Annotated in this window: 10 protein-coding genes; 1 reads left to right on the top strand and 9 read right to left on the bottom strand. The window is 43.4% G+C overall.

Annotated features, from left to right (window positions below):
• The 9 genes from RBH95_RS01545 to kduI all read right to left on the bottom strand — a co-directional run bounded on the left by RBH95_RS01545 (position 1) and on the right by kduI (position 9,087).
• Positions 1–1,446 carry a tagaturonate reductase gene (locus RBH95_RS01545; protein WP_307900982.1) on the bottom strand — a complete coding sequence of 482 codons (1,446 nt, stop codon included), beginning with the start codon at positions 1,444–1,446 and terminating at the stop codon, positions 1–3.
• A 32-nt stretch (positions 1,447–1,478) separates the two neighbouring features.
• Positions 1,479–2,774, bottom strand: a complete 1,296-nt coding sequence (locus tag RBH95_RS01540) for a TRAP transporter large permease (RefSeq protein ID WP_307900981.1) — start codon at positions 2,772–2,774, stop codon at positions 1,479–1,481.
• On the bottom strand, positions 2,774–3,235 hold the full coding sequence (locus tag RBH95_RS01535; protein ID WP_307900980.1) for a TRAP transporter small permease: 462 nt from the start codon (positions 3,233–3,235) through the stop codon (positions 2,774–2,776). Before RBH95_RS01535 ends, RBH95_RS01540 begins: the two co-directional genes overlap by 1 nt.
• Position 3,236: 1 nt before the next feature.
• Positions 3,237–4,214 carry a TRAP transporter substrate-binding protein gene (locus tag RBH95_RS01530; protein WP_053976683.1) on the bottom strand — a complete coding sequence of 326 codons (978 nt, stop codon included), beginning with the start codon at positions 4,212–4,214 and terminating at the stop codon, positions 3,237–3,239.
• 1 nt (position 4,215) lies between these two features.
• A complete protein-coding gene (locus RBH95_RS01525) occupies positions 4,216–4,887 on the bottom strand; it encodes a bifunctional 4-hydroxy-2-oxoglutarate aldolase/2-dehydro-3-deoxy-phosphogluconate aldolase (RefSeq protein ID WP_307900979.1) in 672 nt (223 codons plus the stop codon).
• A gap of 85 nt (positions 4,888–4,972) precedes the next feature.
• A complete protein-coding gene (locus RBH95_RS01520; RefSeq protein WP_307900978.1) occupies positions 4,973–6,019 on the bottom strand; it encodes a sugar kinase in 1,047 nt (348 codons plus the stop codon).
• Positions 6,020–6,046: 27 nt separating this feature from the next.
• A complete protein-coding gene (gene uxaC, locus RBH95_RS01515) occupies positions 6,047–7,441 on the bottom strand; it encodes a glucuronate isomerase (RefSeq protein WP_307900977.1) in 1,395 nt (464 codons plus the stop codon).
• A gap of 18 nt (positions 7,442–7,459) precedes the next feature.
• Positions 7,460–8,245 (bottom strand): gluconate 5-dehydrogenase, encoded by a 786-nt coding sequence (locus tag RBH95_RS01510; RefSeq protein WP_053976679.1) that lies wholly within the window; start codon positions 8,243–8,245, stop codon positions 7,460–7,462.
• 5 nt (positions 8,246–8,250) lie between these two features.
• Positions 8,251–9,087: a 5-dehydro-4-deoxy-D-glucuronate isomerase gene (gene kduI, locus RBH95_RS01505; RefSeq protein ID WP_307900976.1), complete on the bottom strand. Its 837-nt coding sequence runs from the start codon at positions 9,085–9,087 to the stop codon at positions 8,251–8,253.
• Positions 9,088–9,328: 241 nt separating this feature from the next.
• Between kduI and RBH95_RS01500 the strand changes: the two genes are divergently transcribed.
• Complete coding sequence (locus tag RBH95_RS01500; protein WP_307900975.1) at positions 9,329–11,629, top strand: FdhF/YdeP family oxidoreductase; 2,301 nt, start codon at positions 9,329–9,331, stop codon at positions 11,627–11,629.
• The last annotated feature ends 157 nt before the right edge of the window (positions 11,630–11,786 follow it).

The following is an 11,786-nucleotide window of genomic DNA, read 5'->3' as shown; positions in this document are numbered from 1 at the left end:
TTAAATTTTGTCTTTAAACTCTTTAAGTCCCTGTTCAATACCTTTAGTCTCTATTTCCTGTAAAGCTAACGTAATGGCCGCCGTCAGGCCTTCTACCTTATTTAAATCTTCTCCCCAAAACGCAACATTCCCCAAGGTTTCCTTGCCTACCTCATCAAGATTTGGCAACGCCCATATGCGGTTGAACTCTGCTACCACGTCCTCACTATCATTCACAGGCAATGTCATTTCTTTCCATTGTCCTTTGTAAAATTGAATCAAACAGGCCATAGCATAAGTTAAATGCTTTGGCAACGTTTGCTTTTCCGTCACATATTCTAAAAGGCTTGGCAATACGCGCACTTTAAATTTCGATACCGAATTCAAAGCGATACTGGACAACAAATGCTTGATAAACGGATTTCTAAACCTATCGAACACTTCATCGGCAAAAGTCTCCAATTCTGCTTTGTCCATATCCAAGGTTGGAATGATCTCTTCAAACACCGCTGCATTCAAAAATGATCCCGTAAAGGCATCGTCTACCGACTGTTTTACAGTCTCGTTTCCATAGAGAATAGACAACGGCACCAAAGCGGTATGCGCCCCATTCAGGATGCGTACTTTTCGTGTTCTGTACGGTTGCATGTTGTCTACAATCTTCACATCCAAACCTGTCTTTTCAAATGGCAATTTCTTCTTCAGCTCTTCCCCTCCTTCAATAACCCAAAGGAAAAAGGTTTCTGCCGTTACAATCAAATTATCTTTATAATCCAATAGGGCATTATAACTCTCGATTTCATCTTTTGGATACCCAGGGACAATTCTATCTACCAAGGTATTATGGAAACTATTATGCTCTTCAATCCACTGCTTAAAGGCATCTCCCAATTCCCATTCCTCAACATATCTTAAAATAATCTCTTTAAGCGTATCCGAATTATAATTGATCAACTCACATGGAATAATCGTCAATCCTTTTCCAGCATCGCCATTGAAATGTTGGAATCTGTGGTATAATAAAGCCGTCAGTTTTCCTGGGAAAGACTTTTGCGGTTGCATCTCTAAAGTATCATTGGCATCATACGCGATACCGGCTTCGGTAGTATTGGAAATAACAAATTCCAAACTGTCTTCCTTGGCCAAGGCCAAATACTGATCAAAATCGGTATAAGGATTAATGCCTTTTACAATAGAGGTTACCAATTCCCTATCGCGAATTTCCTCTCCTTTCTTAACCCCATTCATAAACAAGTTGTACAGGCCATCTTGATCATTAAGCATATTCACCATCCCGTGTTCAATAGGCTGCACCACGGCAACACCTCCATTGAAACCTGAGTTTTTGTTCAGCTCCTGAATGGCATAATCCACAAAAGCCCTCAAAAAGTTTCCTTCTCCAAATTGCACCACCTTGATTGGCAGTTGCTCGTTTATGCCTAGGTTTTCTCTATTTAATGTTTTCATTCTATGAAATTCTTCGTTCGTAATTCTAATAATTAAAGGTCAAATAAACTTGGTAACCACAATGATAATTGTGGGAAATAGGTTACCAAGAACAAGGCCAATATCATTGCCAAAAACAAAGGCACTAAAGGCTTGATTACTTTTTCGATTGTAGTTTTAGCAACACCAACCCCCACAAACAGCACCGATCCTACTGGAGGCGTACAAAGCCCCACACAAAGGTTCAATACCATGATAATTCCAAAATGCACAGGATCCATTCCCAACTTGATTACAACCGGTAAAAAGATGGGGGTAAAAATCAATACCGCTGGCGTCATATCCATAAACACTCCCACAAACAATAGGAGGAGGTTAATGATCAATAAAATGATGATTGGGTTATCGCTAATACCAAGCAATACCGAACTTATGTTCTGCGGAATACTTTCATAGGAAAGTACCCAAGACATACTCATGGAAGTTCCGATAAGCAACATTACAATTGCTGTAGTTGCGGAAGAATCCAATAAAATGCTCGGTAAGCTTTTAAAGGAAATTTCCTTGTAATAGAACCCTAGAAGTAAGGTGTACAGCACCGCGATTGCCGAAGCCTCCGTTGCTGTGAATATCCCAGAAACAATCCCCCCAATAACCACTACCAATAAAAACAGACTAGGCACCGCTACGATAAAGGTTTTAAATACTTCTCTTAAAGAACTGCGTTTTCCAAGCTTATATTTTTTCTTTTTGGCCCAAAAGGAGGCGACAATCATCAAGAACAACCCTGTTAAAATTCCAGGAATATACCCCGCCAAAAACAAGGCTGCAATAGACACACCGCCACTGGCAAGTGAGTAAACAATCAATACATTACTTGGTGGAATTACCAATCCCGTGGTAGCAGAGGTAATGTTTACCGCTGCACCAAATTCTTTGGAATAGCCTTCCTTTTCCATTTCTGGCCCTAAGATGCTCCCCATAGCCGAAGCCGATGCCATCGCCGATCCTGCGATAGCTCCCATCAACATGGCACCAATAACATTGATCAAGGCCAAGCCTCCAGGTAATGCCCCTACCAACGTTTTGGCAAAGGCAATGAGCCTATGGGCGATGCCTCCCTTATTCATGAGCTGCCCCGAGAGGACAAAAAAGGGAATTGCCAACAGGGCAAAACTATCCAAACCTGTTCCTATACGCTGTGAAATAGTCGTAAAAGCAGGCATGGCAGGGATACTTACCAACATGGTCAATAAAGCCGAAATGGCAATACTCCAAGCCACCGGTACTCCAATAGCTAAAAAACAAACAAAACTGAGTACTAAAACTAATATTGGGATAATATCCATTATAAGGTCTTTTTAATATCTGAAACTTTGTAATAAATAATGAGCAGGCCACTTAAAGGAATCACCATATACACGAAGGCCAACGGAATTTGCAATGCTGGAGAATGTTGGCCCAACAAAAAGGTGATATACACCAGTCGTATACCGCCCACAACCATGGCTGCAAAAGCAAACAAGATAATGAGGCCATACACCAATAAGTGCAACCTTCTTTGAACAGGCCTACTACTTCGCGAAGGAAGTACATCAATGGCTACGTGCATATTTCTTCCGGACACATAAGCTGCCCCTAAAACCCCTAACCAAATCATTAAGTAACGGGCCAACTCATCGGTGAAGGAACTGGGCGTTCCCACCACAAAACGGGTAAAGACCTGCCACAGTACATTTACCACCATAACGCTCATGATAATGATGAGCGCTTTGCTTAACACATTGTCTATTTTTTCTCGAAGCACCATATTATTCGGTTTCCTTAATTTGTTGGATTAAACGATACATTTCAGGATTGCTTTTGTATTGCTCGTAAATGCCTTGCACCTTATCAGAAAAGAGTGTTTTGTCCGGTCTAATAATTTCCACACCTGCTTTTTGCACCTCTCTCAAGGCTTCCGCTTCCGCTTCTGCCCACAATTCACGTTGGTATACCACCGATTTGTCCACAGCTTCCTGCAACCACTCCTTTTCTTGATCAGAAAGGCGCTCCCATAGGTGCGTTCCAATCAACAAAACGTCTGGTAGGGCCGTATGCTCGTCCAAACTGTAATACTTACAAACTTCGTAGTGACGTGAGAGATAAAAACTAGGCGGATTGTTCTCTGCACCATCTACAACCCCTTGTTGCAATGACGTGTACAATTCCCCCCAAGAAATAGGCGTCGGCGAACCTCCAAGGCTTTTTACCATATCAATGGCGGTCACACTTTCCATAACTCGAATCTTCAATCCCTTTAAATCCTCTGGCGTGTGAATAGGCTTATCCTTTGTGTAAAAGCTTCGGCTACCTGCATCGTAGTACGCCAAACCTTTCAGCCAGTATTTAGTACCCCCATCCAACAATTGTTTACCAATAGGGCCGTCCAATACTTCAAATGAGTGGGCACGATCCCTGAACAGGAAAGGAATTCCAAACACCTTCATATTTGGGGAGAAGTTTTCCATCACCCCAGAAGATACTTTAGTCATGTCCAAACTACCAATTTGCAACAGTTCCAAACATTCCCTTTCAGTCCCCAATTGTTGGCTGGGGTATATTTCCAATTGCATTTTTCCTCCTGAAATTTGGGCCAGGTCCTCACCCATTTTTTCCATGGCCTTGTGTACCGAATGGTTCACGTCCAAACCATGACCCAATTTAATAACGCGATGTTCCTGAAGATCACTACAGCCCATAAGCAGTAGTCCCAAAAAGGAAAAGGCTACAATTAGTTTATGATGCATGCTATTTGTTTTGTACTTTTTTAATAATGTCCAAAGCCTCTTTAACTTTAGCTTCCAAACCTTTAAAATCTTTATTGGCTAAGATGTCTTTAGAAATAAGTTTCGACCCCATTCCTACACAGGTTACACCGGCATCAAACCAAGCTTTTAAATTTTCTTCGGTTGGTGACACACCTCCTGTTGGCATGATGGAAGTCCAAGGCTGAGGGCCCTTTACACCTTTCACAAATTGAGGTCCATAAATATCTCCTGGGAACAATTTTACAATTTCACAGCCCAATTCTTCGGCACGTGCAATTTCAGTCAAGGTTCCACATCCAGGAGACCATAATACTTTTCTACGGTTACATACCACCGCGATATCTTCACGCAATACTGGAGTTACCACAAAATTGGCTCCCAATTGCATATACAATGAGGCTGCTGCAGCATCGGTTACAGAACCTACACCCAAAATCATTCCCGGTAGGTTCGCATTGGCATATTTTACCAACTCCCCAAACACCTCGTGGGCAAAATCCCCTCTTGAGGTAAATTCCATTAAGCGGGCACCCCCGTCATAACAAGCCTTTAATACATTTTTGCTTAATTCTATATCTCTGTGAAAAAACAAAGGAACCATCCCTGTTTCTTTCATCACACTAGCCACTTCTAGTCTTGAATATTGTGCCATTTTAGTTTACTATTGAAGATGGGAATACATGTTGGGAATTTGACTAACCCAACATGTATGTACCCAATATTAATTGTCTATTGAATTATCTCGCTACTCTTCCGGAAGCATCTCCTCCCATCAATTTTTTCACCTCATCGATGGTTACCAAGTTAGCATCACCTTTAATAGTGTGCTTCAAGCAGGACGCTGCTACCGCAAAATCCAATGCGTTTTGATCATCTTCTGGATATTCCAACAATCCATAGATCAAACCTCCCATAAAGGAATCTCCACCACCTACGCGATCCACAATATCAGTGATTTGGTACTGACGGGTTTCAAACATTGTTTTACCATCGTATAAAACCCCAGCCCATGTGTTGTGGGATGCCGAAATAGACCCTCTCAATGTGGTGATTACTTTTTTGGCTTTAGGGAATTTCTCCATCATTTGTTGACATACAGACAAGAAGGCTTCTGCTTTCACATTGTGCCCTTCTGTTTGTACTGAAATCCCTTCTGGCTTGATTCCAAAGTGCATTTCTGCATCTTCTTCATTTCCTAGAACGATATCACAGTAAGCCGTCAATTCGGTCATGATTTTTTCTCTATGGGCCGCATCACAATACTTCCATAATTTAGCACGGTAGTTCAAATCGGTTGAAATGGTGATCCCCTTAGCACTTGCTGCTTTTACTGCTTCCAAGCACACATCGGCAGCACTTTGGGAAATAGCTGGTGTAATCCCAGTCCAATGGAACCATCCTGCACCTTCAAATACCTCATCCCAATCGATCATTCCCGGTTGGATTTCACTAATGGCAGAATGCGCTCTGTCATACACTACTTTAGAACCACGGGATACAGCTCCAGTTTCCAAAAAGTAGATTCCCAAACGGTCACCACCAAAGATGATGTTTTGTGTATTCACCCCTCTTTTACGCATTTCCATAAGGGCACATTCTCCAATATCGTTTTTAGGTAATCTGGTCACAAAATCTACAGGAACCCCATAATTTGCCAACGACACAGCAACATTGGATTCTCCTCCTCCGTACACTACATCAAACGAATTGGTTTGTGAAAATCTCAAAAATCCTGGAGGCGCCAAGCGCAACATAATCTCTCCAAAAGTGACTACTTTTTTCATTGGTATGTATTGTTTTTTATTAGTTTATTAAAATTTAAAATATTCGTTTGCATTGTTATAACTGATGTCTGACACCAGTTTGCCAATCCATTCCATATCGTTTGGCAATTCGCCTCTGTGCATTTCGTTTCCAAACAGGTTGCACAACACTCTACGGAAGTATTCATGGCGCGGGAAAGACATAAAGCTTCTGGAATCGGTTAACATTCCAATAAAGCAACTGATCAATCCCATATTGGACAGGGCGTTCATTTGTTTTTCCATCCCGTCCTTTTGGTCCAAGAACCACCAACCAGAGCCCAGTTGTACTTTTCCTTTGATAGTACCATCATTGAAGTTTCCAATCATGGTAGCCATTACCTCGTTATCGGCAGGGTTTAGGTTGTACAAAATAGTCTTGGTCAATTTGTCTTTAGTATCCAAGGCATTTAAGAACTTCGACAAGGTTTCTGCTTGGGAATAATCCCCAATAGAATCCCATCCGGTGTCTGGCCCCAATTGTGCCAACATACGGGTATTGTTATTTCTTAAAGCTCCTAAGTGGTACTGTTGCACCCAACCTAACTCGTGATAGGTTTCGGCCAAGTAAAGCAACATCGCTGTTTCAAATTGAAGTACCTCGATGCGGCTCAAAGCTTTCCCTTCTCGTTTTTTAGAGAAAATAGCTTTCACCTCACTTTCGGTAGCAGGTTCAAATGAAATTTGGTTCAATCCATGGTCTGACAAACGACAACCATGTTCATGGAAATAGTCGATACGTTTGCGCAAAGCCGTTTTCAAATCGTCATAAGTACGAATGTCCATTTCGGCCACATTTTCAAGACTGTCCAAATAGGCATTGAAGGCATCGCTGCCAATCATGATGGCCTTATCTGGTCTAAAAGCGGTGCTCATTTTCACTGTAGCATCGCTTTGTGCCAATCTCGCGTGGTGATCCAAAGAATCTATTGGATCTTCAGTAGTACAGACCACCTCCACGTTCATTTTCTTCAACAAGTTTTGGCAGCTATAGCCTGGCGAATTCAACAACTCTGCTGTTTTTGCATACACAGCATCGGCAGTCTTCTCACTCAACAGGTCGTATACGTCGTAATAACGTGCCAACTCCAAATGCGTCCAATGGTACAAAGGGTTTCGCATGGTATAAGGCACCGTTTTGGCCCAATGCGCAAACTTCTCCTTATCGGAAGCATTTCCTGTAATGTAGGTTTCATCTACACCCAAGGTACGCATGGCGCGCCATTTATAATGGTCGCCATTGATCCAAATCTTGGTAATGTTTTCAAACACGGTATCATTGGCAATATCTGCCGGTGGCAAATGGCAATGGTAATCTATAATAGGCATTTTGGCCGCGTAGTTGTGGTACAACTCTTGGGCCTGCTTTGTTTCTAACAGAAAATTATCATGTATAAATGACATATCCTTTTTTGTTTGTTGTTAATCTTCGTTGGACGGTTTCCCAATGGTTGCAAGGATTCCCCCATCCACATATACAATTTGGCCATTGACAAAGTCACTAGCTCTAGAGGCCAAGAACACAGCGGTTCCGGCTAAATCTTCAGGATTTCCCCAACGTGCAGAAGGGGTCCTATTGATGATAAATTCATTGAAAGGGTGTCCATCCACACGGATAGGTGCCGTTTGCGAGGTCGCAAAATACCCAGGACCAATCCCATTCACTTGAATGTTGTATTTGGCCCATTCGGTAGCAAGGTTACGTGTCAGCATCTTCAAACCACCTTTGGCGGCAGCATAGGCACTTACGGTATTGCGTCCCAATTCACTCATCATGGAGCAGATATTGATGATCTTTCCACCACCGTTCTTCACCATGCGGTTACCCACCAGTTGCGCCATGATAAAGGCACCAACCAAGTCTACATCCACCACACGTCTGAACTCATCTATTTTCATAGTAAGCGCAGGTTCTCTTTTAATGATCCCGGCGTTGTTCACCAAGATGTCTATCTCGCCCTGTTCCTGTACCATTTGCTCCACCATCTGTGCCGCCAAGGTTTCATCGGTTACATCAAAGAGATAGCCCGATGCTTGATAGCCCTTGCCTCGGTAGTGCTCAAGAGCTGCTTCCAATTTGGCTGGTGTAGTACTGGTTATGATCAATTGCGCGCCTGCGTCTGCCAGTCCTTCTGCCATAGCCATTCCAAGACCATGGGTACCTCCTGTGACCAAGGCAATTTTTCCCGTTAAATCAAATAGTGTCATAGCGCCTATCTTAATTCGTTAGGAGTACGGGTATCCATATCGCCATAGTCTAGGTTCTCCCCAGCCATTCCCCAAATAAAGGAGTAGTTGGACGTTCCCGATCCGGAGTGGATAGACCACTCTGGCGACAATACCGCCTGATTGCTTTCCATAAAAATGTGGCGTGTATGTTCTGGCTCTCCCATAAAGTGACTAATGGTTTGCCCTTCTTCCAAATCGAAATAGAAATAAGCTTCCATACGTCTGGTATGGGTATGGGCAGGCATCGTGTTCCATACATTCCCAGGCAATAACTCGGTCAATCCCATTTGCAATTGACAAGTTTTTACAATGCTGTTCACGATCAATTTGTTCAAGATGCGCTTGTTAGCATACTTCTCGTCTCCCAACTCAATAACTTCGGCATTTTCCTTCCCAACTTTCATGGTTGGGTATTTTGTATGGGCCGGTGCAGAATTGATATAGAACAAGGCCCGTTCTCCTTCGGCACTAGCAAACACCACATCCTTGGTTTCTCTTCCAATGTATAGCGCCTCCTTCTTAGCCAATTCAAACACTTCGCCATCTACGGTAACGGTTCCTCGACCGCCCACATTTACAATCCCCATTTCCCTACGGTCCAAAAAGTTTTCAGACTTTAAGTAAGGAATGGTTTCCAACTTCAATTCTTTACCAACAGGCATAGCTCCCCCAACCACGTACCTATCATACATAGAATACGTCAAATTAATCTGATCCTTAACGAATAAGTTAGGGATTAAAAAATGTTGGCGTAATTCTTCTGTTCCATACGTTCTAGCATCTACTGGGTGGGATGCATACCTAAATTCTGAATGTGTCATATCTCTGTTTTATGTAATCGATTACACAAATATAATATAAATTATGATATATCCTATCATTTTACCCCTGCCCCAACAAAAAAACCACGAACGCCCTATATTCATGGTTGTTACGGCATTATGAATTTCACATAAAAAATACGGTTAATTTGCGATAAATTAAAACACATCCCCTTAAAAATTGTAATTTTATCCCTTTGTTACAAATCAAGTCCTTTTAAGAGGTTAATTACTGTACCCCATGAGCAAATCACGCAAGCGCGATATCAGCATACATAGCAATCCAGAATTCACAGGCCTAGAACTCACGACGCCTGGTCAATATGCCGCCGGCCCACCTGCCATTAAGGTTGCCTTTGAGCATGTTTATAAGGAAATGGGTATTGTACGCGGCTTGCGCACCCTGTCTCATATGAACCAAAAAGGTGGTTTTGATTGCCCTGGTTGCGCATGGCCCGATCCAGAAAAGCGTTCCAGCCTTGGGGAATACTGCGAAAATGGCGCCAAAGCCCTTGCCGAAGAGGCCACCACCAAAAAGGTAGACCGGGACTTTTTCAGCAAATATTCGGTGGAGGAACTTTCACGTTGGTCCGACTATGAAATAGGTCGCAGCGGCCGCTTAATGGAGCCTATGGTACTGCGTCCCAATAGCATTCATTATGAACCCATCTCTTGGGCCGAGGCCTTTAGCCTTATTGCCGAGCAATTACACAGCCTTCAACATCCAGACGAGGCCATTTTTTACACCTCCGGACGCTCCAGTAACGAAGCGGCCTTTTTATACGGTCTGTTTGCCCGTGCTTTTGGCACCAACAACATGCCCGACTGTTCCAACATGTGCCACGAATCCAGTGGGATTGGGCTTTCGGAAACTTTAGGGATTGGCAAAGGTTCGGTGACGTTGGAAGACTTTAACAAAGCCGAAGTGGTGATGGTTATTGGCCAGAATCCCGGTACCAACCATCCACGTATGTTGTCGGCGCTTGAAAAATGCAAGAGCAATGGCGGCACAGTGATAAGTGTCAACCCATTGGAAGAAGCCGGCCTGATCCGATTTAAAAACCCACAGGAAGTGAATGGCCTTTTAGGAAGTGGCGTAGCCCTTACCGACATTCACCTCCAAGTGAAAATCAACCAGGATATTGCCCTACTAAAACTCATCCAAAAACGTTTGGCCGCCTTGGACCAACAAGGGCAACAGGTATTTGATCATGAATTCATCAAGACCTACACCCACGGTTATGATGCCTTTATCAAAAACCTCGGTAACGATTCGGAAGCAGCCCTGCTGAACGCCTGTGGCGTGCCTTCGCACCTCATTGACGAGGTGGTCAACATCCTCGCCAAATCAAACAAAATCATCATCTGTTGGGCCATGGGCCTTACACAACATAAAAACGGTGTCGATAACATTAAGGAATGCGTCAACCTGCTCCTGTTGAAAGGCTGTCTTGGCAAGCCCGGTGCTGGCACCTGTCCCGTACGTGGACACAGCAATGTACAAGGTGACCGTACCGTAGGGATCATGCACTATGTATCCAAAAACTACAACCAAGCCGTAAAGGACACCTTCAATTTTGACCCACCCACCAAGTCGGGTTATGATGTAGTACACGCCATTCAGGCCATGCACAATAAAGACGCCAAGGTATTTATAGGCTTAGGCGGTAACTTTGTTTCAGCAGCGTCGGATACCGAATTTACAGCAGAAGCCCTGCAACACTGTGAACTCACCGTGCAGATCAGTACCAAGTTGAACCGTAGCCATCTTATAACAGGGCAAACCGCCTTGATATTACCTACTTTGGGACGTTCGGAAATTGACATGAAAGGCAACTCACGTCGTCATTTAACCGTGGAAAACAGTATGGGTGTGGTACACCAAACCAAAGGTATGTTGCCACCTGCCTCCTCGCATTTAAAGAGCGAACCTGAAATTGTCTCAGGTATTGCCCATGCTTATTTTCAAGGCAACCATCCTGTAGATTGGCTTTCTTTGGGGTCTAACTATGATTTGGTACGTGAGAAATTAGGGCAAGTGGTCCAAGGCTTTAAAGATGTGAACACCAAATCTAAAGATGGCGGCTATTACCTACCCAACAATGTACGCCGTTTAGACTTTAGCAGACTGCCCAACCAACGGGCCCAGTTCAGTATTACACAAGCGCCTAAACACGAGCTGGACGAGGGTGAATACTTATTGATGACCATTCGCTCACACGATCAGTTCAACACGACCATCTATGGGCTGGACGACCGTTACCGTGGCATCCATAACGAGCGCCGTGTGATCTTGATGAACCCCAAGGATATGGACCAAGCAGGCTTTGCCCAACGCGATGTGGTGAACATCATGAGCCATTACAACGGTGTGGAGCGCAAGGTGTATGGGTTTATTGTAGTGGCCTATAACATTCCACAGGGAAACTTAGCGGCTTATTTCCCAGAAACCAATGCCTTGATTCCTATAGATCAGTTTGCGGATAAGAGTCATACACCAATTAGTAAGTCGATTAAGGTGAGTTTGGAGCTTCGTAGTTGAAAACACTCTTTTGTCTTGACACAAAAGAGCCAAAAAATCAAGTCTGCATGTGCTTATTCACCCAACAACACTTTAAGCCCTAAATAAAAAGAACTCGGTTTTACTCTCGTAAAACCTCAAACAGCTTTTTATTTTACGGCCGTTTCAGTGGTTGGGT

This window comes from Mangrovimonas sp. YM274 (genome assembly GCF_030908385.1).
Lineage (GTDB): Bacteria > Bacteroidota > Bacteroidia > Flavobacteriales > Flavobacteriaceae > Mangrovimonas_A.
The sequence above is the reverse complement of the archived record's forward strand: the minus strand, read 5'-3'. Positions and strand labels throughout refer to the sequence as shown.

Coding starts and splice junctions, on each gene's coding strand:
- uxaC (WP_307900977.1), bottom strand. CDS start 7,441: ATGTCATTTATACATGATAATTTTCTGTTAGAAACAAAGCAGGCCCAA.
- RBH95_RS01520 (WP_307900978.1), bottom strand. CDS start 6,019: ATGAAAAAAGTAGTCACTTTTGGAGAGATTATGTTGCGCTTGGCGCCT.
- RBH95_RS01545 (WP_307900982.1), bottom strand. CDS start 1,446: ATGAAAACATTAAATAGAGAAAACCTAGGCATAAACGAGCAACTGCCA.
- kduI (WP_307900976.1), bottom strand. CDS start 9,087: ATGACACATTCAGAATTTAGGTATGCATCCCACCCAGTAGATGCTAGA.
- RBH95_RS01540 (WP_307900981.1), bottom strand. CDS start 2,774: ATGGATATTATCCCAATATTAGTTTTAGTACTCAGTTTTGTTTGTTTT.
- RBH95_RS01500 (WP_307900975.1), top strand. CDS start 9,329: ATGAGCAAATCACGCAAGCGCGATATCAGCATACATAGCAATCCAGAA.
- RBH95_RS01530 (WP_053976683.1), bottom strand. CDS start 4,214: ATGCATCATAAACTAATTGTAGCCTTTTCCTTTTTGGGACTACTGCTT.
- RBH95_RS01525 (WP_307900979.1), bottom strand. CDS start 4,887: ATGGCACAATATTCAAGACTAGAAGTGGCTAGTGTGATGAAAGAAACA.
- RBH95_RS01535 (WP_307900980.1), bottom strand. CDS start 3,235: ATGGTGCTTCGAGAAAAAATAGACAATGTGTTAAGCAAAGCGCTCATC.
- RBH95_RS01510 (WP_053976679.1), bottom strand. CDS start 8,245: ATGACACTATTTGATTTAACGGGAAAAATTGCCTTGGTCACAGGAGGT.